A 21,292-nucleotide genomic window follows, 5' to 3' on the forward strand; every position below is an offset into this window, starting at 1 on the left:
CCTCGGAACACCGCGCGGGCCGCCTCCCACACGTTGTCGCGCAGGTGGGCGGCGACTTCGGCGCGTCCCGCGAACGTGACGGCCGCGCGGTACGGGCCGTCGGGCGTCAGGACGATCTCGGTGTCGGCGACGGTCGTCTTGGCGGTGGAGGTGGACGGGAACCGCTCGGTCTCCGGGTCGGTGCCGAGCAGTTGCCGGACGACGGTCGTCTTGCCCGCGCCGGTGGTGCCGAGGAGCAGGACCCGCCGGTGGCCCGTGGCGGGCAGCGGCAGGAGGGCGTCGCGGACGGCGGCGTGGTCGTCCGGTTCGTCGAGGCGGCGCGCCGACCGCCACTGCGGGACGACGGCGTCGGCGACCTCCTTCGGCATTCTCCAGACGCCGACCTGGCGGGGCGCCGGCACGGGTTCGGGCAGCAGGACGGTGTCGGCGAACCGCCAGTGGACGTAGCGCGGTTGCGCCCACGGCCCGCAGTCGCAGGACGGTTCGTTGCAGACGTCCGTGAGACGTGCGACGGCCACGATCGCGTCGCGGTCGGCGGCGTCCCGTTCGATCTGCGCGGGGGCGCGTCCGGTGAGTCCGGCGGTGTCGGCCAGCAGCCGGGCGTCGGTGGTGCGGCCCGCGCAGATCGCGAGCCAGCCGCGCCGGTCGGTCGGGTAGGTGCGGTTGTAGACGTCCTGGTGGCCGTGGGCGACGGCCCACGCGGCGGGTTGGGGGACGGTCAGGGCCCAGGAGAGTTCGGTCACTGTCATTTCCCGTTGTCCGGACGGTTCGTTCCGCGGACGCCCGGCCCACCGGGCGGCGTCCGGGCGCGGGCGGGTCAGCGGCCGCCGAGCGGGACGGTGACGCCGCCGGAGAACATCGAGTCGTGGAGTTCGATGGCCTTGAGCTTCACGTTCTTCGGGACGTCGAAGATGACGACGCCCTTCACCGAGTTTCCGGGGTTGATCTGTTCGAGGAACGACTTCGTCTCCTCGTTGCTCCAGATGGCGGCCTCGGTGTCCGCCTCGAACTCGCGTCCCTCGGTGTCGACGAGCGTCTGGTTCGTCCCGTCGAACATGCGGGCCTCGTCGCCGATGTTCTCGACGGTGATGTGGACGAGGACGAACTGTCCCTGCGCGTCCGAACCCGCGTACTCGTTCCCGACGCGTTCGACGCCCTTCTGCACCTTCGTGACCGTGAAGGCGAACTTGCCGTCCCGGTACTCGCGCCCGATCCCGTTGGTGACCTTCTCCTTCTTCTCCGGCTTCGCCTCCTTCTCGCTCTTCCCGTCGCCGCCGCCCTCGCCCGCGGCCGCCTCGGCGCCCGTCCCGGCCTCGGACGACGTGGCCGCCGGGTCCGACGCGGTGCTGATGATCGCGCCGCAGGCCCCCATCAGGAACAGGACGGCGACACCGCCGACGACCGCGTACAGGCAGCCCTTCCCCCGCCGCTTCGGCGGGGGAGCGGCCGGGTAGACGGGCGGCGGCCCCTGGTGCGGGCCGTGCGCGTACTGCGGACCGGGGTTTCCGTGGCCGGGATTCATGGGGCTTCTCCGTAAAAGTCAGGTTCGTGGCGCCGCTCTCGTCCGGCGCATCGGCTGATGTTCACATCAAACCACAGAGCAATTGTGTACGCAATCAACCATCGCATCGCTCTTCGAGGCGACTCCGGCGATCCGCGATACCGTGAACCAGGTCAACCGGCCCGTCGGCCGGTACCACTAGGGTGTGATCGCTGAAAGCCGCCTGAACGTCGGCTGAAGGGAGTGCTGGTGTGTCGAACGATGCGACGGTGACCGCTGCCGACATCGCCCGACTTGCGGGGGTGGGGCGCGCGGCGGTGAGCAACTGGCGGCGCCGTCACGACGACTTCCCGCTGCCGGTCGGCGGCACGGCCACCAGCCCGACGTTCTCCCTCGGCCAGATCGAGCTCTGGCTGCGCGACCAGGGCAAGCTGGCCGACCCGCCGATGCGCGAGCGCGTCTGGCAGACCCTCCGGCAGGTCGCCGCGGGCGACGTCGAGCTCTCCGAGGTCATGTCCTTCGCCGGGGCCTTCCTGCTCGCCCTGCACGCCGACCCCGACCGCCTGCGCGACCTCGCCGACGCCCCGGACGACCGGGCCGGCGCGGAACTCGCCGACGCGGTCCGCGCGCACACCGACCTGCTCCCCGACCCCTTCGACGCCCCCGCGCACGTCCCGCTGGCGCGCGCGCTGACGGGCCTCGCCGACGAGCTCGGCACCGCGGACGCCTTCGAGTTCCTCCGGACGCGCTACCTGGAGCACCACAGCCGGCGCGTGTACATAACGCCCGAACCGGTCGTCCGCCTGATGCTGGACTTCTGCACGGAGCCCCCCGGCACCGTCCTGGACCCCGCCTGCGGGACGGGTGCGTTCTTGACCGTCGCCCAAGACGTCTACAAAGACGTGCGAGCGCTCCTAGGCCAGGAGATAGACGAGACGACCGCGCGCATGACCGCGGTACAGCTCGCCCTACGCGGCGCGCCCGCCGAGGTCCGTCCGGGCGACTCCCTGCGCGACGACGCGTTCGCGGGACGCGACGCCGACCTCGTCGTCACCAACCCGCCGTTCAACGACCGCAACTGGGGCTACGAGGAGCTCACCGGCGACCCCCGGTGGGAGTACGGTCTCCCGCCCCGGATGGAGTCCGAGCTCGCCTGGCTGCAGCACGGCCTCGCGCACGCCGCGCCCGGCGGGCTCGTCGTCGTGCTGATCCCCCCGGCCGTCGCGAACCGCCGCTCGGGCCGCCGCATCCGCGCCGAACTCCTCCGCCGCGGCGCGCTGCGCGCGGTCGTCGGGCTGCCCGCGGGCGCCGTCCCGAACATGGCCGTCGCGGTCTCGGTCTGGGTGCTGCGCCGCCCCGCGCCCGGAGACCAGCCCGCCGACGACGTCCTCATGGCGGACATGTCCGGCGAACCCGACACCTACCACAAGGTCGCGGTGGACGCCTGGCGCCGCTACCTCGACGGTAGGCCCCAGCGCGGCGCCGCGACCGTCGTCCGCATCATCGACCTGCTCGACGACGAGGTCGACCTCAACCCCGCCCGCCACCTGCCGCAACGCGCCGCACCGGCCGCCGGGGGCGGCTTCGCCCGCGGCGCGATCGCCTCGAGACCGCCGCCGCCGAACTGCCCCGGGCCGTCACCGCGCTGTCGGTCCTGAAGCAGTCGCGCAGCGGCGACGAGCCCGCCATGACGACCATCGGCGAGCTGGCGAAGGCGGGCGTCCTGCAGATCCTGCGCGTGTCGCCCCGCATCCGGATGGACGAGGGCACCGTGCCCGTCCTGACCCTCGACGACGCCGCGCGCGGGCGCGGCCCCACCGGCTCGGCCGCCCCCGACGAGGACCACGTCCGGATCCGCGCCCGCGACATCGTCGTCTCCCAGATCGCCCGCCACCCGATCGCGCGCGTCGCCGCCGCGGACGGCCCGGTCCTCGGGCCTGGCCTGACCGTCGTCCGCGTCGACCCGTCCCGCACCGACCCCGACTTCGACGCGGGCTGGCTCCGCCTCGGCGCCCGGGGCGCGAACCTGCGCAGCTCCACCTCGTCCGCCCGGTTCGACGTCCGCCGCGCCCGCCTGCCCCGCGTCACCCTCGCCGAGCAGGCCGAATACGGCGCCGCGTTCCGCCGCCTCGCCGACCTGGAGACCGCGCTCCGCGCCGCCCAGGAAGCCGGCGACCACGTCCTCACCCTCGGCCTGGAGGGCCTGGGCGCGGGCACCCTGCGCCCCCGCGCCTGACCCGCCGTCACGTCCCGCCGGAAAGCTCCGCTCTCAGCCCGGCGAGGATGACGCGCAGCCCGAACTCGAACCGCGCGTCGAAGTCCAGGAACCGCTCGACCGGCATCGCCGCGAGGTGCGGGTACGCCCCGCCGGGCGCCGAACCGGCGAGCGACTCGGCCGCGCCGCCGTCCGCGCCCTGCTGCTCCAGCACCTCGCCCAGGACGTAGCAGAACACCGTGGTGCCCGCCCAGATGGCGGTTTCCGGAGGGAACCCGGCCTCCCCCAAATCGGTCAGCGCCGTTTCGGCGACCGTCATCGTCGGCTGCTTCGCCGTGTAACTGCCGCCGACGATGCGGGCGCCGTCCCGCTGTTCCAGCAGCACCGCCCGCAGCCCCCGCGCGAGCGCCGCGACCCGCTCCGGCCACCCGGCGCCGCCCGGACGGACGCGGTCGAGCACGTCCCCGATGAGCGCCTCGGCCATCTCGTCGAGCAGCTCCCGCTTCCCGTCGAACATCCGGTAGATCGTCGGGAGCTGCATGTCGAGGCTCGCGGCGAGCTTGCGCATGGTCAGCGACTCCAGCCCCCCTGAGTCGACGAGCGCGAGCGCCGCACGCACCACCGTCTCCGCCCTGCCGCCGTCCGCTCTCATTGACATGTTAACAACGATATCAGTACATTTCCTTTCCTGGTGATAACAACGTTAACGTCGAATAAACTCTGGAGCGAACCCATGCCCTCCATGCCCGCCGCCCTCATGTCGGGGGCCCAGAAGCTGGCCGGACGCTACGCGGCCGTCATCGACGAGAACCGCAGAATCTCCGCCCACTTCGTGCTCCTGCGCTGCCGCGACACGCAGCACGACCCGGCCCGGCACGTCCCCGGCGACCACATCGGCGTGCGGGTGAGCGACCGCGACTTCCGCCGCTACACCGTCCTCGACACGCACCCCACCGGCTACAGCGTCCTCGTCGACCTCGTGCCGGACGGCCCCGGAGCGCGGTGGGCGCGCGACGTCCGCCCCGGCGCCCGGATCGTGGCGCCCCCGTCCGGCCGTCCGCTGCGCCCCCGGTCCGGCAGCCGGCACCTGGTCCTCGGCGGCGCGACCGCCATCGCCGCCGCGCACGCCCTCACCACCGCGATCACCGCCGCCGGAGGGACCGCCGTCCAAGCCGTCGAGGTGCCCGCCTCCGAACTCGCCGCGCTGGCCGACCTGGTCCCGGACGCCGACCTGGTGCCGTCCGCGTCCGCACCCGGCACCGCACTCGAAGAACGCCTCCCCGCCCTCCTCGACCGCGGCCCCTTCGACCACGTCTACCTCATCGGCCACGCGGCCTCGCTCCAGCGCCTCCGGACGGCCGTCCGCGCCGCGACGGCGATGTCCCGGCGCTCGATCCACACGCAGGTCCACTGGGCCGACGGCCGCCGCGGCCTCTGACCCGGGGGACGCCGGTACCCTACGCACACGGGACCGGCATCGGAACTGCCCCAGGAACCGCCGGATCGGGCCTTTCAGGATCCGCTGGCTCCGATGCACAGGCGGCTCGCCGATACGGCGAATCTCGAGGCTGGAAAGGCACCCCTTGGACTTCGGTGACCGTTACGTAAAGATGCTGCCGCTCGGCATCGGAGGCATGGGGGAGATCTGGGAAGGACTGGACACCCGCCTCGGCCGCCGGGTCGCCATCAAGGTCGTCAGCCACCGGCAAGAGAACGACCCTGAGATGCTTCGGCGCCGTTTCCGCAGGGAGGCCAAAGCGTTGGCGCGGCTGAGCCATCCCGGGATTCCGGCGTTGTACGACTATGCCGCCGAGGACGGCGAGCTCTACATGGTCATGGAGTTGGTCCCGGACGCCGCCGCCCTGCGCCACCTCATCGACGAGCATCACGGCGACTCGGTCCCCGTGCCGTGGGCAGCCGTGATCGGCGCCCAGGTCTGCGCCGCGCTCGCCGCCGCCCATGCCGCAGGGCTCGTGCACCGCGACATCAAGCCCGCGAACGTCGTCCTGGCACGCACCGGCCAGGTGAAGGTCCTCGACTTCGGCGTGGCCGCCGCTCTCGGCGACCAAGGGGACTTCTCCCAGATCACGACGGCCGGTGAAGTCCCCGGCACCGCCGTCTACGCGGCTCCCGAGCTCTTTGACGGCGCCGCCGCCGACGAACGCAGCGACCTTTACTCCCTCGGCTGCCTCCTGTACGAGCTGTTGACCGGACGCCGCGTGTTCGAGAGCGCGTCCGCCGTCGAGGAGGTCGGCCGGCATCTGACCGAGGAACCGCGCGCGATCGGCCGCGAAGACGTGCCCTCCGACCTGGAACGGCTCGTCATCTCCCTGCTGGCCAAGGCACCCGCCGACCGGCCGGGCGACGCCACCACGGTGTTCCACGGGCTACTGCGGCACACTCCGCCGCCCGCCGGTGCGCGGTTGCCTCCACTGCACGGTTTCGTCGACCGTGCCCCGCACGATCCGGCGCACCTGTACGCGATCGTCGCCGCCCGCCTGTGAACGGGTCGGCTCTCAGGACTCGCCGGTCCGGCGCAGCCGCTCGATGAGTTCCGCGATCTCGCGCGTCCGCTCATGGTCCGGGCCGTACAGGACGGCGAAGTCGGTGTGCAGGTCCGCCAGCAGCGGCAGCACCTCCGGGATCCGCTGCTCGGCCAGCAGCAGCATGACGATGTCGCGCCGCAGTTCCCCCACGGCCTCGTTCCCGTCCCCCTCGGCGGCCCGGTAGTCCTCCAGCACGTCCCGGAACTGCTGGAGCGCCGCGCCCGCCTCGCCGAGCTGCGCCCGGCAGTAGGCAGCCTGCCTGCGGCAGGCGAGCGCCTGCGGATGACGGGGGCCGCCGGTCCGCGCGAACGCGGCGGCGAGCCGGTCGAACTCGGGCAGCGCGCGGCGGACGTCGCCGCCGAGCTCCAGCGCCGCGGCGCGCCACTGCCGCAGCTTCAGCACCTGCGCGTTATCGGTGCCGACGGCGGGCGCCGCCTGGTCGATCGCGGCCTGGAGCACCTCGGCGGCCTGCGTGAAACGCCCGTCGTCCAGCAGGCGCTCCGAACGGCTGAACGCCTCCGTGATCGCGTCCCGGGCCACGGACGGGTCGGGTGCCGGGGTGGGCTCGACCCGGGTCGCGCCGGTTCGTTCTCCACCTGCGCCGCGCGGGCCCGCGGCGCGTACGGCGCCCGGTAGGGACGAGTCGGGTCGGGCATTCCGTCCGGCGACTCCTCGCCGACGGCCAGGCTCGGGGCGCCGCGCTCCGGCAGGAAGGGCAGGAGTCGCTCGAACACCTCCTGCGCGTCGGCGGGCCGCCGCTCCGGTGCCTTCTCCAGCAGCTGCCCGACGAGACGTTCCAGCTCCTCCGGGACGTCCGCACGGAACTCTCGGAGCGGCCGCGGCGCCCGGTGCAGATGCTGGTACAGGTGGTGGGCCTCGTTGGTCCCGCCCGCAAGTGGCCGGCCCGCCAGCAGCTCGTGCAGTACGCAGCCGAGCGCGTACAGGTCGGTCTGCGGGCTGACCTGCGCGTCCTTGATCTGCTCAGGTGCCATGTATCGCGCGGTGCCGACGTGTGCCCCCGCCTCGGTGATCCGCGTGACGTCCGCACGCAGGATCGCCGCGACACCGAAGTCGAGGAGCTTCACGGTGCCGTCCGGCGCCACCATCACGTTGCCCGGCTTGAGGTCGCGGTGCACCGCCGGGATCGCGTGCGCGTACGACAGGACGGTGCAGATCTGGGCGGCCACGGACGCCGCCCACGCGATCGGCAGCGCGCCGCTCGACCGCAGGAACGAACTGAGGGTGGCGCCGCCGACCAGCTCCATCACCAGGTACAGGTGCTCGAACGTGTCGTCGAGCACCGCGTCGTACACCTGCGGGACGCCGGGATGGTTGATCCGCGCGGTGACCCGGGCCTCGCGGCGGAACCGCTCGGCGAACATCCGCGCCTGCTCGTCCGACCGGATCACGTCCGAACGGATCTGCTTCACCGCGATGGGACGGTCCAGCACGGTGTCGTAACCGCGCCAGACCCGTCCCATCCCGCCGGGCTTGAGCTCCTCGACCAGTTCGTACCGGTCACCGATCACCGTTGCCACGGGTCTCCCGAGTCGCGTGGTTCTGTGGCTTTTTGCCGTGTCGAGGGACCAGTGTGGTACTTGCCGTCATCGCGCGTCCAGGATTCAGGCGACCTCCTCCACGCCCTCCTCGCGGCGGATCATGTTCCAGGCGGCCCGCCGGGCGGTCCCGTTGAGCCGGGACCGGAAGTCGCCACCGGGCTCGAAGTACTTGCGGCCGAGCTCCGCCATGGAGTCGATGTGGTCGATCATCTTGTCCTCGAAGACCTCGTCGAACACCGGGCCGAACGCGTCGGGGTCGGGCGTGGCGACCGCCGCGAGGCGGACCCTGCGGTCGGCCTTCGCCTCCTCGAACGGCGTGAGGACGTCCTGTTCGGTGAACTCGGTCCCGTACCGCTCGTTGAACTTCTCGACCAGTTCCGACAGCGGCGACTTCTCCGGTTCCTGGGCGCCGCCCGCGCCGTCGCCGAACCCGTCGACGACCACGGGCCCCTCCGGCGCGAGGCCGAGGTCGTGTTCGCCCGTCTTCTCCAGCCGCAGATGGGACAGGTCGATCTCGCCGATGTCCACGCTCCCGTCCTGCCGCCGCTCCAGCCGGTTGAGCAGGTACCGGCCGTACCGGTACAGGAGTTCGAGCTCGGCGTCCCGGTAGTGGACGATCTGCGACAGGAACGCGTACTTGCGCGTGTAGTCCTGCAGGTCGGCGCGGAAGTCCTCCGCGGTCTGCTGGTCGTCCTCGTCCTCGCCGAACAGCAGCTCCGCATGCCGCTTGGCGGCCGGTTCGATGTGCCGGTACAGCTCCGGGTGCAGTTTCGCCCACGCGCCCTGATCGCCGCCCGCGGTCGCGTCCGCCGCCGTGTACGCCTCCGCGAACGCCCGCATCTCCGACTCGAGCAGGATGTCGGGCCGCATCACCCGGCTCTGCGCCTGGTACAGCATGTTCGGGTCGGACGGAAGGGTCGCGGCGACTTCGTAGAAGTCGCGGAACGCGTCCTGGATCTGCTCGGTGTCGTTGACGAAGTCGAGGACAGCCAGGTCCGCCTGCGACTTGCGCGGCGCGGTCCGGTTCAGCCGTGACAGCGTCTGCACGGCCGCGATGCCCGCCAGCTTCTTGCCGACGTACATGGTCGTCAGCAGCGGCTGGTCGAACCCGGTCTGGTACTTCTCCGCCACCACCAGGATCCGGTACTCGGTCTGCCCCGCGCCGCCCTTCTTCACGGCCGAGTCGTCCTGACGGGTGTAGGCGAACGCCTTCGGCAGCCCCTTCTCAGGAAGCCCGCCGTTCTCGCTGGACTCGGTGACCTCCTCCCCGTCGTAGGGGAGGGAACCGGAGAACGCCACCAGCACGCCGATGCCCTTGTAGCCCTGGTCCTTGATGTGCTGCTTGATCGCGCGGCTCATCTGGACGGCGCTGTGGCGGGACCCCGTGACCACCATCGCCTTGGCGCGCCCGCCGACCCGTCCCGCCGTGTGGGTCCGGAAGTGCTCCACGATTTCGTGCGCCTGCCGCGGCACCGAGCCGGCCGCCGCGACCCGGGCCAGCAGTGGGTTGGCCTTGGCCGGATCCACCTCGCGGTCCGTCGGGTTGTTGTTGACCAGCTTCCAGAACGTCCCGTACGTGACGTAGTTGCGCAGCGGGTCGAGGATGAACCCCTCATCGATGGCCTGCCGCATCGAGTACGTGTGGAACGGCCAGTAGTGCCCGTCCGCTCGCAGCTCGCCGAACAGTTCCAGGGTCTTGTGCTTGGGCGTCGCGGTGAACGCGAAGTAGGACAGGTTGTCGCTGTGGCCGCGCTCGGCCGCCATCTCCTTCAGCTTGGCCTCGACGTCGTCCGCTGCCGCCTTCGCGGCGCCCTGGTCCTCGTCGTCGGCGTCGAGGCCCATGCCGCGCAGTGTCTTGCGGACGGCCGTGGCCGCGTCCCCGGACTGAGACGAGTGCGCCTCGTCCACGATGATCGCGAACCGGCGCCCCTGGATCTCCACCGGGTTCTCCCGCAGATAGTCCACCAGGGCGGGGAACGTCTGCAGGGTCACCGTGAGGATCTTCCCGCTCGAACTGGACAGCGCCTTCGCGAGCTGAGCGGACTTCGCCTCCCCCTGTCCGTCCACCTTCACGACGAGCCCCGCGGTCTGCTCGAAGCTGCCGACGGTCTCGCGGAGTTGCCCGTCCAGGTTGGTCCGGTCGGTGATGATGATGGTCTTGTCGAAGACCGGTTCCCCCGGCTTGATGCCTCGTTTCACCGCCGCCGGATCGAGCGCCGCCGGGTCGGTCGGCGTGTGCAGGGACGTCAGCCGGTGCGCGAGCCACGCGATCGTGTTGGACTTCCCGGACCCGGCCGAATGCATGACCAGGTAGTTGTGCCCGCTGCCGTGCGTCGCGGCGTGCGTGCTCATCCGCCGGACGGCGTCCCACTGGTGGTAGCGAGGGAAGATCAGCGTCTTGCCGACCCGCCCGTCCGGCCCCTTCTCCTTCGCCAGATGCACGAACCGCTCGAGCAGGTCCAGCCAGTTGTCGGACTGCCACACCTCTTCCCAGAGGTAGGACGTCGCGTACTTGCCGAGCTTCGCCTTCGGGTTGCCCCGCCCACCGGACTCGCCGGCCCCCGCCGACCCCTGGTTGAACGGGAGGAACCGCGTCGCCTTCCCGCGCAACTGCGGCGCGACGAACACCAGGCCGGGGTCCACCGCGAAGTTCGCGACGACCCGCTTCGCGAAGATCGGCTCGCTCGGGTCTCGGTCATGCCGGTACTGCTGCTTGGCTTGTTCGACGCCCTGCCCGGTGATCGGGTTCTTCAGTTCCGCCGTCGCCACCGGAATGCCGTTGAGGAACAAGGCCAGGTCGAGCCGCTTGCCCTTCCCGCCGTACTTCGTCGCGTACTCCAGTTCCCGGACGACGGTCAGCCGGTTCCTGCGGTAGTCGTCCAAGACGTCGTCGGACCGGACGAGCGACGGTTTGAAGTACGCGACTCGGATCCGCACACCACGGTCCTTCACCCCGCGCCGCAGGACGTCGAGCAAACCCTCGGTCTCGATCGCCTGCCCGACCCGCTTGGCGAAGCCGAGCTGCGCGGCGTCGGGGTCGTCCCCGTAGAAGGCGAGGAGCTCCTCCCACTCCTCCGGCTGCGTTTCCCCGATGAAGGCGTAGAGCTGTGCAGTGTCCAACCCCAGCTCAGGCCGGTAGTCGGAGCTGCTGCCCAGCTCCCACACGTCGTTGTCGACCATCGCGGAGACGATGGCGTCACCGAACACGGACTCGTGGTGCATAGGACTCACCGGATCACACCTCCACCCCACGCCCACTCGCCGTGGACACGTCGAACTCCCCGGTAACAGCAGCCGTAATCAACGCCCGCCGCCGCTCCGCCAATACCTCGGAGGATCGCTGTATGACTGACCGAAGTTGCCTATCCGGTTCAAGTTCCCTTTTTAGAGTTTCGACTATGTTGTCCTGCTCGACACGTGGCGGCATGGGGGTATTCAGAGCCAGGAACGACTCAGGGTAGAGTCGAAGTCGCGAGGTCCAGACACCCTTTGAGTGTCGAGTCATCTCGCAGACATACTCAGGCGTCCGGTACAGGTAGTCGAAATATTCTGGATTGGCTTCGTTCGAGGTGAAGCGGTAGACCCCATATGCCGGACTCACGATGCCATAATAGCGAGAAACGCCAAGGGCTCCCATCCAGGCCCAGAGGGTATTGATTACAAGGTCGCCGGGACGGCACTGCTTATAGCCGACCCGCGACTCGGCCATGAACATATATACCGTCTTTTCACTTCGAGGGGTAATGCCCGTTTTGTGGGAAACAGTGAGAAGTTCCTCCTCCCCGGTTTTCGATAGACTAGTCACCTCCGTGATGAAGGTTTTGTTTCGGACCACTTGCCAGTGTCTGGGAATTTTTCCGATAGATCCAATCTCGCTGCCCCGAAGTGTGTTTACTGCTTCGGTGCCACGGAAGCAGAGTTGACTAGTTAGAGCTATTCTCCTTTCTTCGAGAAGTTCAGAAGAACGCTCTTTGACTTTCGCGAGTTGGTCGATCCTTGAAGTCTCGGCGTCGAGAAAATCGGCGATGCGACCCTGTTCTGACGGTTCGGGTGGTACCGGGATTAGTACTTCATGGGCTGCTTCCCTGGACAATCCTGGTACTCCGACATCCTGTGATGCACCTCGAAGATCTACGGCGTTGAGAGCGTAATACAGCCACCGGAGATCGACGGATGTACTTCTGCTGTCTATGTAGTAGGCCGTGTCAATGGCGAAGCCGCCGGCAGGTGCCCAGTGAATCGACCCGAAACTTCCCTTGCGTCCGATAACGATGCCTGGTGCTTGGAAGTTCGCGTGTTTATGTGTTCCGGAAGGGCCACCTGAGCCTAGTACGGGATAGTCCCCGGCGATCCGGTCTTCTGTCGGGAGGGCATCGCCATAGTTGAGGCGTGCCACACGCTTCAAGGGAAGTAGGTGATTCACTCGGTCACCTCGCTCAGGAGGGTTTGGATTTCGACTTCGAGGGTCTTTAGTTCGGCGTCGATCTCGCTCAGGGGGCGGGGCGGGGTGTAGACATAGAAGTGGCGGGTGAAGGGGATCTCGTAGCCGATCTTGGTCTTGGCGTGGTCGATCCAGGCGTCGGGGACGTGGGGAAGTACTCGCGGCGGAGGTACTCTTCGACGTCCTCGTCGAGGGGGACGTTTTCGAAGTCACGCAGCTCGGAGTCGGGCTCGGGTTCTTTCTTCTTCATCTGCACCTCGCCGTCGGGGTCGCGGACGCCGACGATGTCGCGGAGTGCGTTGGCGAAAGGTTGCTTGCCGGGCCAGAGCAGGCCCGCGTCGTTCAGGGCTTCCCGGATGGCGTCGTAGGCGTCGAGCTTCTTGCCCCAGCTCTTGCCGACGAGAGGCCGCAGGGCGTCAGCCATGGTGTCGGTGTTGATGTGGTTTTCGAGCTTGGCCGAGTCGCGGATGGCTTCGAGCGTCGCGTCCGTGACCTCGAAACGGAGTTTGAGGGGCCGCTCGACGGTGATGCGACGGTAGCCGAAGTCCTCGTTCTTGAAGACCTTCGCCTTGCCATGCAAGGGGTGTTCGGCGTCCTTAGCGACCTGGAGGGCGTCGGAGTAGAGCCGAGTCAGGTCCTCGATCTGGTCGCGGGTGATGTACTTGCGCTTGTCGCCGAGGGACTTGCGCATCTTGGCGAAGTGCTCGCGGGCATCAACCAGCATGACCTTGCCGCGGTGATCGGGATTCTTGCGGTTGGTGAGAACCCAGAAGTAGGTCGAGATGCCGGTGTTGTAGAAGAGTTGGTCCGGGAGGGCGACGATGCCTTCGAGCCAGTCGTTCTCGAGAATCCAACGGCGGATCTCGGACTCGCCGGACCCGGCGGCGCCGGTGAAGAGCGGGGAGCCGTTGAAGACGATGGCGATGCGGCTACCGCCCTTCTCCCGCGGCTTCATCTTCGAGATCATGTGCTGCAGGAACAGGAGCGAGCCGTCGTTGATGCGGGGCAGGCCAGCGCTGAACCGGCCGCTCTCGGTGAGATTGTTGTGCTCCCACTCGACCTCGTCCTTGACGTTCTTCCATTCGACGCCGAAGGGCGGGTTGGCGAGGACGTAGTCGAAGGATTCGTCCTTGTGGCCGTCGTCGCTGAACGAGTTTCCGAGCTTGACGTTGTCGGGGTCCTGTCCCTTGATCATCAGGTCCGAGCGGCAGATGGCCCAGGAGTGTGGGTTGAGTTCCTGGCCGTAGACCTTCACCGTCGCGTCGGTGTTCATGTCGCGGATGTGCTCTTCGGCCGCGGTCAGCATCCCGCCCGTCCCACAGGCAGGGTCGAGGACGGTACGGACCGTCCCCGGGACGGTGAGCGCGTCGTGGTCGGGCTCCAGCAGCAGGTTGACCATGAGTTCGATGACCTCGCGCGGTGTGAAATGCTCACCGGCCGTCTCGTTCGACGCTTCGGCGAAACGTCGGATGAGGTCCTCGAACACGTAACCCATCTGGTGGTTGTTCACGACCGAGGGGCGCAGGTCCAGGTCGGCGAATCGGCCGATCACCTTGTAGAGGAGGTTCGCGCCCTCCAGCCGCTTGACCTGCTGGGCGAACTCGTACTTCTCCAGGACTTCGCGGGCGTGGGGGAGAAGGCGCCGATGTAGGCGAGGAGATGCTTGGCCGTCTGTGACGGGTCCGAGGCGATTTTTTCGAGGGTGTAGTCGCTGGTGTTGTAGAAGCGGTGTTCGGCGGCACGACGGAGGAACCGGTCCAGTTCGAGGTCCTGGTTCTTGCGCAGCTCGTAGACCTGATGCACCTTCTCGCGGGTCGGTTCGAGGACGCACTCGAGCCGCCGCAGCACGGTGAACGGCAGGATCACCTTGCCGTAGTCCGACTGCTTGTAGTTGCCGCGCAGCAGGTCGGCGACCGACCAGGCTCGGTTCGTGAGCTCCGCGTGCTTGCCGGTGTCCAAGGTCGTCCTTTCGGGCTTGGGGGTGTGGGGTTCAATGGTCGTGGATCGCGGGCGCGGCCGTGCCGTAACCGCGGAAGACGCGGGGGGCTCCAGGACGCCGCCGGACAGGCCGACGTCCAACTCCCGCGCGGTTAGCTCGGCGAGGCGTCCGGTGAGGTGCGCGGCCCGGCGCAGCGCGTAGACGCGCCGGAACGCCCGGCCGTAGCGGCGCTGGACGTCCATTGGCAGCAGCGGGACGCGTAGCCGGGACGCATCGATCCGCACGATCGAACTCCCGGCCGTCGCGTTGCGCATGTTGCCCTCGGTGGCGAGGAAACCGGCGAGGAACCAGGGATCGAGGCGTTCGGGGTCGGGCCGGAAGAGGATCAGGTGCGGGCCGAGCAGGTGGCCTGCGTCCTGATCATCGGCCACGCGGGGCGTGATTCTGCTGCGGACGACCTCCGGCACCAGGATGTCGTCCGCCTGGACGACGAACGGCGTTGCCAGTTCGTGTTCGGCGGGCAGTCCCGTCGCCGGGCCGCCGCTCGTCACGTCCCGTGCGGTGAAGACCCGGGCGTCCGGACGGATCACGGGGGCGGGGCCGCCACCGCGCGCGCCTCTTCTGGACGTCGCGCGGGACGTGGACGGCCCGCGTTGCAGATCGAGGGCGTTGCCGCGCAACAGGTCGGCGACCGAGGCCGTGCGCCACGTGACCGGCTCCGCGCCCACGGGCCGCCAATCCTCGGTACCGGCGAACGAGAGCAGCGCGTCGGCCGCGTGGCGCAACCGGCCCCGGCGCTTGTTGAGCGCGGCGGCGTATTGGACGGGCGTGGACATCGGCGCGGCCGTGCGGACGTGCCGCGCCGGGTTGAGGTCCGTGGCCGCGTTAAGCAGGTCGAGCACAGGGACGGTCCGGGCCGTGCCCGGCACCGCCTCGAAGCTCTTCGGGGCGCGTAGGTACGTACTCCAGAGGGCGGTAATGGTCTCGCGGAGTGCGTCCCCCTGGAGGTCCTCGCGGAAGTTGGCCGTGTCCACGAACAGGACCGGGGTCTCCTCCGGACGCTCTCCGTCGGGGCGCTGCAGGACCCACATGTGCAGGCCGATGTTGAACGGCGGTGCGGTACCGGCGGCGAAGGCGACGATGGCCCGGACGGCGCCGTCGCGGGCGAGCGCGGTGCGGATGTCCCGCCCGGTGGGCCGCTCGGCCGCGCCGGGCGGCATCAGGAGGACTGCTCGACCGCCGGGCTTCAGGTGTGCGAGGCAGTGCTGCACCCACGCGAGTTCCGACTCGCTCTTGGGCGGCAGGCCATAGACCCACCGGTCGTCGAACGCGACCTCGTCGTGTCCCCAGTCGCGAGTCGCGAACGGTGGGTTGCACAGGACGATGTCGGCCGCGAGGCCGGGGAACGCGTCGTCCCGCAGGCTGTCGCCGCCCGGATCTCGGCGGTGGCGGCATCGGGGGCGGTGACGGCGATCCGGGCGGCGGCGAGCGCGGCCTGGGGCACGGCGATGTCCTGCCCGAGGAAGGCGGTGGCCCCTCTCCGCGCGGCGACCGCCAAGAGGCCGCCGGTGCCGCACGCCGGGTCCAGGACGGTCTCGGGGACGGAATCGTCCCGTATCGCCACGTCCGCCATGAGTTCGGCCGCCCACTGGGGGGTGGAGAAGGTGCCGCGCACGCCGGGGGCGGTGCCCTGCCGCTCGGAGAGCAGGTCGAGGGCGGCGGGCGCGCCGGCCTCCCGCACGTAGTCGAGGACGGTACGCAGGCGGCCCGCGTCGTCTGCGGTGAAGGGCGTCCGCTCGTCCCCCGGCGGGTCTACCGTGAATGGTGCGGCGATCGTTGTCAGCCCTTCCGCCAACGCAGTGTCGGAGACCTTGAGCAGGATCTCCAGCTCACCGGGGCTCATCCGGCTCGCGGCTACCACCACCGGATAGAGCCGGTGGGGCGGGGTGACTCCGCGTGGACGGCTCAGTTCCGCCCGCACATCGTCCTCGGCGGACCGTTCGGGGAGTTGGCCACGTGCGGCCAGCCAGGCTTCGACGGCGCCGCGGTCGTAGGTGGGGCTGGCGGCGGTCCCGCCGCTCGGCTGCGGGAAGTCCGGGTGGCGGCGACGCCAGTTGCTCACCGTGGCACGCGTGACCTCGGCCAACCGGGAGATGTCGGCTGCGGTCAACTGCTCGGACTGCGGGGGCATATCGGCCTTCTACGGTGTCGATCTACGCGGACGAGAATCACTGTACACCCCCGCTCTTTTGGCGATTATGGATTGACAGTGCTTTCAGTGGCATGTTCTCCTGTCGGTAGTTTCAGAGAGATCACCTCCGAAGGGATCCCCTCCATGACCGCCATGTCCATGCCGTCCGCCGCCCCCGAGGGCATCCGGGTCACCGTCGCCGCGTTCCGTCCGACCGCGGGCGTCGGGACGATCGCCCTGCCGACTCTTCTCCAGCTCGTTCCGTCGCCGCGGCAGCAGGAGGACAAGCGGGCGCTCAAGCACGCCTCGGGCTCCACCAAGCGGCACGCCGAGGTCCGCGAGCTCGTCCAGCGGATGCTGAAGGGAACGCAGAAGGGCAAGAACGTCGACAAGTACGCCCGCTACATCGGCGACGGGATTAAGAAGGAGCTCGGCGCGGCCTGGTCCACGCCGCCGATCACCCTCTGGCTCTCGAAGGAGCCCGGTGCGGCGAGCGAGGAGCTGATCCCGGGGAGCGGCATCTGCACCCTCACGCTGACCGCCGGCACGCCGGTCGTGGCCATCGACGGCGAGACGCAGGTGACCGCCCTGCACGAGCTGTCCGACAACCCGGCGAAGTACGGCCTGACGGTCGAGGAGCTGGCCGGGGTCCGGCTTCCGTTCGAGCTCTACTGGGGGCTGAGCGTCGAGGACGCCCGGCAGATCTTCTACGACCGCAACGTCGAGGGCGTCCCGGTCGCGAAGAACCTCGCGATGTCGATGGACCAGCGCGACTTCGGCACCCATCTCGCCCACCGCATCGCGGACGCGGTCAAGGTCGAGCAGGAGGGGAAGCTCGTTCCGCTCTCCACGCTCGTCCAGTCCCGTAAGCGGCAGCTCGGCAAGACCGACCCCGAGGTGGTCACCCTCTCCGCCCTGCGGGGACTGGTCCTCACCTCGATCTTCGGCCGTAACGGCATCGGGCTGTCGTCGGCGACGGTCCACGAGGACAAGCTGCCGGAGGAGGTGGCTCCCGAGCAGATCGAGCGGGAGGTCGTCGACGCGCTCTCGACGCTTGTGACCGAGCTGTTCCCGTACTTTGCCGCGCGGTCCGCGATCTCCGCGCCCGCGGTCCTGGCGGGAATCGGTGTCGCCGCGAACCCGATCATGTCGTGGAGCGACGGGGGCCAGACCGTGGACGGGCTACTGGCCCTGCTCGCGGACGTCGCTGGGAACGCGACGCCCGGTACTGGGAGAACGTGGCCGCCCGCTCGGGCGCCTCGGGCTCCCTGAACTTCGGCGGTGGCACCAAGGACGCGGGCGGCCGCGTCGCCGATGCCCTGCTGTCTCCGCACTCCTCGCTCGGCCGCCAGGTCCGCGGCCTCCAGTAGTCCGCCGACGGTCCGGCCTCGCCCGTGGTCCCACGGGCGAGGCCGGACCGTCGCAGGTATGGGGGCGGTGGGCTTGGCGGGATGCCCGCTCGGACGGCGGGGCGGTGCCGGTTACCGGCGGCCGGTACGAACGTTCGTCATTGCCCAGTTGTGCTGCGGAGGGTACTCAGGAGCGTTGTCCATCCATGGGGGGACAGCTCAATGACCGGACTACTCTCGCCGAGCGTGGAATCTCGGACGCCCACGACGCCTTCGGTTGCCCGCCCAACTTCGACGCATGCGCCGTTCGGATCACTTCGGCGTGACTTGCGCCAGTTGTGAAAATACGTGCTCATGTCTCCGATCCTGACCTGTCGGCGAGACGGTTGGCTACCCGCATGAGGAAGCCGACTGTTTCTTGCGCGGAGAGCGAAGCCTCTCTCAAGCGGTCATACATATGCTTGTAGCGCTCCACCTCCTGTCGCTTGGTATGGACGAGGTCGGTGTTGACGGTGTCGACGACCGCCGTCTCCGGATCGCTCTTCTCAGTGAACGTGTAGATGAAGAAGGACGCCTTGGGGAGCAGGCCACCGGGAAGCGCGACGCTGGGAGGCAGGAGCCGGAGACTGATTTGCTCGTGGGAGCTGACCACCTCGACAAGGTGGAGGAGTTGCCGCGCCATGACGGTCGGTGGGACGGCCAGGCGGTGGACGACGCACTCATCCAGGATGGTTTCGTAAGCGGCACCGCCTGAGCGGAGGAGAACTTCCTGGCGTTGCTCGCGTGCGCGTGCCATCCGGTCCGGCTGGTAGTCGAGCGGGCCCTGGCACTCGTCGAGCCGTACCAGCTCGTCCATGAACTCGCTCGTTTGGAGCATCACCGGGAAGCCAGCCTGGTTGTAGCTTCGGATGGAAGCCGCGTGGGCTTCGAGGTCGGCGTAGAGCTTCTGGCGAGGCCCCATGGACATGCCGTAGCGGTCCCACCATCCCTTCTGGCCAGCCTCTCGCGTGAGGTTGATGAGCTTTTCCCGCTTGCTTCCCTCGACTTCGAGCACGTCGAGGACGTTCAGGATCTCGTGAAGGTCCGGACGGATCTGGCAGTTCTCCAGCCGAGTCATCTTCGTGCGAGACAAGAAGACTCGCTGAGCCAGTTCGTCGAGGGTGAGACCGCGATCTTCACGGATCTTTCGGAGCTCGGCGGCCAGACGCTGCCGCCGCATATAGGGGCTTGACACGAAGCCTCCCTGACCTCGGGGAACTACTTGCCGCATTGATTGCTAACTCTCCGCGATCAACGTGTAGTGGCAATGTAACCCAGAGAACGCGACATCTGAACCGTAAGCGGGAAATTCGCACATCCAAATTTCGCACGTGAAATTTGGGCGTGCGAGTTTTTGACTCGATGGACAGTTGTCCTCGGTGCTGCCCGTACAGCTAAGTCCGGATTTGTCTCTTCTGTAATGTTGGTCAAGGGTGCGGCTTAAATGCTGCCACTTCTTTCCAAAAGAGATCAAAGTGGACTTCGCGGATGGCGCTGGACGACGTGCGGCTCGCGGAAGCGCAGTCCGGACTGGCGACGCATGCTGCTCTGATGGGTGAGGGGCCACACGGCCCGGCCGCGTGGCCCCTCACTTCGCTCGCCCTCAGTTCTGCTTGGCCATCAGACGCGCCTGCGCGATGATCTTCAGTAGTTGGTCCGGCGGGTCCGCTGCCTTCAACGCGGCCTGCCGGTAGGTGTGCTCGCTCTTCCCGTCGGTGCACTCACCGTTCTCGACGAGCTGCTTCTTCGTGTTCACCCACTCCTGCCAACGCTCCGTGAGAAAGACCTCCAAGGTGTCCTGGAAGACGGCGTAGGCGGCCGTCACCTTGGTCTCCGGCCAATCCACCGGCTCCTCGCCCAGGAGAGCGAGAAGACTGCGGTTCCTGTCGGCGGCCTGCTTGATCTTGTTCTTCAGGTTACTGCCGTCCACATCCTTCGCATCGGGCTGCTGTCCTTGGACGGACGCGTCACCGTCGAACACTAGGAACGTCGGGATGCCCAGTTCCGTGAGGATCGCATACGGCAGATGAAGGTTCTGCTTGCCCTTGACCGACACGACCATGACGCCGGACCGGTTCAGCTTGTCGTCCCGCTGCCCGCAGCCCTCCAGGGCCCCCTTATCGGTGATCCCCTCGACCAGGATCACGGCGTGCGCGAACATGGCCTCCGGCATGTCCGTAAGGTAGGCGTCGCGATCTTGTTCGCGAAATCCGCCTGCTTGCGGGTTTGGCCCGGTACCGCATCCTTGCCAAGTCTTTTTTGGACAGCCGCCCGCGTGGTCGAATGGACGCGGGCCGCCGGTGCCTTTCCCTCGATGCCACGGGTGATCCGGCGGATCTGGTCGAAGCCCTCCGTCTCCAAAAAGTACGGGCTGTGCGTGGCGTAGGAGACCTGGACGCCGCGTTCCGGACTCTCGGCCAGATCACGGAGCACCGACGCGAACGTCCGAGCCTGGATCGGGTGCTGGAACAGCTCCGGCTCCTCGATGGCCAGGAAAACCGTCCGTCCCGCCTCACTGGCCTTCCTGTCCGCCAGTATCTGGAGCACGCTGATCAGCACGGTCCGCTGGTAGCCGTGTCCCTGCTGGTCGATGCGGGTGCTGGCGGAGCCGTCCTCCACCGAGACCTGGAACTCGGCTGCCGGTATCCGGAGCGGCGGAACACGAGAGCCCACACGCAGTGTCCGGCCGGTGATGTACTGCCCGACCTGCCGGTTCAGCTCATCCGAAAGGTCGCCGAGCTGTTTGTCGAAATGGTTGCGGTAGATCGTGCCCCGATTCTTCTCGAACGCCGCCTGTTCCTCGCGCATGGCCTCGTCGGCCCCCGTGCTGTCGATGGCCTGGGCCATGATGCGGCCGAGGATGGACCCCTTGACGTCGGGGCCCTCGTCGGCCGCTCGGAGGTCCGCGCTGACGAAGACGTAGTCGAACAGGCCCGTCATCTTCGCCTGGCCGGCGAAGCCGAAGAAGTGACCGTCGACCGGCGTGTCCATGAAGGCGAGCTTGTCGGGATTGGCTCTTTCCCAGGCGGCCATCGCGTCCTCGGCGGCCTGCGCGCTCTTCGCGGACGGCAGGCCAAGGTCGGGCATCTCTTTCTGAAGCGCCCGATACCGGCTGAGCTGACCGCTCGCACCCTGCCGCACTTCCGCGAACGCCGGATAGGCGCGCATGTGCCCCGAGAGCTTCGCCTTGTCGTTCTCCCAGCGCCGCCAAAGCCGGACGGTCTCGGTGTCTCCGGTGGCGTACTTGCCGAGCTCCGCCCGATCCTCGGGTGTGAGGTCGCAGAACTCGACCTCGACGCTGATCACCCGTTCTTCGGCTTCCGCCCACACGTCGTCGTCGGTGAGGTCCTTCTCTGAGCCGTTGAAGAACCAGTCCAGAGCGCGCAGGACGGCTGACTTGCCGACGCCGTTGGGGCCTATGAAGGTCGTGATGGCGTCGAAGCTGATGTCCACGTCACGCAGGCATCGGTAGTTCCGGATCCTCACTCGCTGGATTTGCACTCGTGAACCTC

At 68.5% G+C, this 21,292-nt stretch carries 18 protein-coding genes and 1 pseudogene; 5 read left to right on the forward strand and 14 right to left on the reverse strand.

Features of this window, described 5'->3' with window-relative positions; translation table 11 throughout:
* Both BJF79_RS57460 and BJF79_RS30300 read right to left on the reverse strand, forming a co-directional pair.
* Positions 1-743 (reverse strand): hypothetical protein (locus BJF79_RS57460; protein ID WP_075902541.1); only part of this gene is annotated, 743 nt, incomplete at its 3' end.
* A 74-nt stretch (positions 744-817) separates the two neighbouring features.
* On the reverse strand, positions 818-1,522 hold the full coding sequence (locus tag BJF79_RS30300; protein WP_143220402.1) for a DUF4352 domain-containing protein: 705 nt from the start codon (positions 1,520-1,522) through the stop codon (positions 818-820).
* Positions 1,523-1,770: 248 nt separating this feature from the next.
* Between BJF79_RS30300 and BJF79_RS30305 the strand changes: the two genes are divergently transcribed.
* Together BJF79_RS30305 and BJF79_RS62230 are read left to right on the forward strand one after the other, a co-directional pair.
* Positions 1,771-3,159: a class I SAM-dependent DNA methyltransferase gene (locus BJF79_RS30305; protein ID WP_262402757.1), complete on the forward strand. Its 1,389-nt coding sequence runs from the start codon at positions 1,771-1,773 to the stop codon at positions 3,157-3,159.
* A gap of 29 nt (positions 3,160-3,188) precedes the next feature.
* Positions 3,189-3,737 carry a hypothetical protein gene (locus BJF79_RS62230; RefSeq protein ID WP_262402758.1) on the forward strand — a complete coding sequence of 183 codons (549 nt, stop codon included), beginning with the start codon at positions 3,189-3,191 and terminating at the stop codon, positions 3,735-3,737.
* Positions 3,738-3,744: 7 nt separating this feature from the next.
* Here the strand turns inward: BJF79_RS62230 and BJF79_RS30310 are convergent, their stop codons facing one another.
* On the reverse strand, positions 3,745-4,374 hold the full coding sequence (locus BJF79_RS30310; RefSeq protein ID WP_143220403.1) for a TetR/AcrR family transcriptional regulator C-terminal domain-containing protein: 630 nt from the start codon (positions 4,372-4,374) through the stop codon (positions 3,745-3,747).
* Positions 4,375-4,449: 75 nt separating this feature from the next.
* On the opposite strand from BJF79_RS30310, the gene BJF79_RS30315 reads away from it, so the two are divergent.
* Positions 4,450-5,154: a hypothetical protein gene (locus BJF79_RS30315; protein ID WP_075902545.1), complete on the forward strand. Its 705-nt coding sequence runs from the start codon at positions 4,450-4,452 to the stop codon at positions 5,152-5,154.
* Between the two features lie 145 nt (positions 5,155-5,299).
* The gene (locus BJF79_RS30320; protein ID WP_143220405.1) at positions 5,300-6,220 is read left to right on the forward strand and encodes a serine/threonine-protein kinase; all 921 of its coding nucleotides are present in this window, start codon (positions 5,300-5,302) and stop codon (positions 6,218-6,220) included.
* A 12-nt stretch (positions 6,221-6,232) separates the two neighbouring features.
* Here the strand turns inward: BJF79_RS30320 and BJF79_RS62235 are convergent, their stop codons facing one another.
* The 7 genes and pseudogenes from BJF79_RS62235 to BJF79_RS65900 form a co-directional block, all read right to left on the reverse strand.
* A complete protein-coding gene (locus tag BJF79_RS62235; RefSeq protein ID WP_262402759.1) occupies positions 6,233-6,721 on the reverse strand; it encodes a tetratricopeptide repeat protein in 489 nt (162 codons plus the stop codon).
* Positions 6,658-7,800 (reverse strand): serine/threonine-protein kinase, encoded by a 1,143-nt coding sequence (locus BJF79_RS30325; protein WP_262402760.1) that lies wholly within the window; start codon positions 7,798-7,800, stop codon positions 6,658-6,660. The genes BJF79_RS62235 and BJF79_RS30325 overlap by 64 nt, the downstream gene beginning before the upstream one ends.
* 84 nt (positions 7,801-7,884) lie before the next feature.
* Entirely contained in the window at positions 7,885-11,043 is a 3,159-nt protein-coding gene (locus BJF79_RS30330; RefSeq protein ID WP_262402765.1) for a type I restriction endonuclease subunit R, read from the reverse strand.
* A 13-nt stretch (positions 11,044-11,056) separates the two neighbouring features.
* Positions 11,057-12,217: a restriction endonuclease subunit S gene (locus BJF79_RS30335; protein ID WP_158079343.1), complete on the reverse strand. Its 1,161-nt coding sequence runs from the start codon at positions 12,215-12,217 to the stop codon at positions 11,057-11,059.
* 94 nt (positions 12,218-12,311) lie between these two features.
* Positions 12,312-13,814 (reverse strand): class I SAM-dependent DNA methyltransferase, encoded by a 1,503-nt coding sequence (locus BJF79_RS30340; RefSeq protein WP_262402761.1) that lies wholly within the window; start codon positions 13,812-13,814, stop codon positions 12,312-12,314.
* Positions 13,811-15,850: an N-6 DNA methylase gene (locus BJF79_RS62240; protein WP_316043472.1), complete on the reverse strand. Its 2,040-nt coding sequence runs from the start codon at positions 15,848-15,850 to the stop codon at positions 13,811-13,813. Before BJF79_RS62240 ends, BJF79_RS30340 begins: the two co-directional genes overlap by 4 nt.
* A pseudogene (locus BJF79_RS65900) lies at positions 15,751-16,392 on the reverse strand (N-6 DNA methylase); the annotation flags it as partial. The gene BJF79_RS62240 and the pseudogene BJF79_RS65900, both read right to left, overlap by 100 nt.
* A gap of 144 nt (positions 16,393-16,536) precedes the next feature.
* On the opposite strand from BJF79_RS65900, the gene BJF79_RS30355 reads away from it, so the two are divergent.
* Positions 16,537-17,664: a DNA sulfur modification protein DndB gene (locus BJF79_RS30355; protein WP_262402763.1), complete on the forward strand. Its 1,128-nt coding sequence runs from the start codon at positions 16,537-16,539 to the stop codon at positions 17,662-17,664.
* A 235-nt stretch (positions 17,665-17,899) separates the two neighbouring features.
* Here BJF79_RS30355 and BJF79_RS30360 read toward each other — a convergent pair whose 3' ends face one another.
* From BJF79_RS30360 to BJF79_RS30370, 4 genes are all read right to left on the reverse strand, one after another.
* Complete coding sequence (locus BJF79_RS30360; RefSeq protein ID WP_075902556.1) at positions 17,900-18,097, reverse strand: DUF397 domain-containing protein; 198 nt, start codon at positions 18,095-18,097, stop codon at positions 17,900-17,902.
* Complete coding sequence (locus BJF79_RS30365) at positions 18,094-18,975, reverse strand: helix-turn-helix domain-containing protein (protein WP_075902558.1); 882 nt, start codon at positions 18,973-18,975, stop codon at positions 18,094-18,096. The genes BJF79_RS30360 and BJF79_RS30365 overlap by 4 nt, the downstream gene beginning before the upstream one ends.
* 408 nt (positions 18,976-19,383) lie before the next feature.
* Positions 19,384-19,953 (reverse strand): ATP-dependent endonuclease, encoded by a 570-nt coding sequence (locus tag BJF79_RS51695; protein WP_083734196.1) that lies wholly within the window; start codon positions 19,951-19,953, stop codon positions 19,384-19,386.
* Entirely contained in the window at positions 19,923-21,281 is a 1,359-nt protein-coding gene (locus BJF79_RS30370; protein WP_083734198.1) for an ATP-dependent nuclease, read from the reverse strand. The genes BJF79_RS51695 and BJF79_RS30370 overlap by 31 nt, the downstream gene beginning before the upstream one ends.
* Positions 21,282-21,292: the final 11 nt, after the last annotated feature.

It is taken from the genome of Actinomadura sp. CNU-125 (assembly GCF_001942465.1).
Classification (GTDB): domain Bacteria; phylum Actinomycetota; class Actinomycetes; order Streptosporangiales; family Streptosporangiaceae; genus Spirillospora.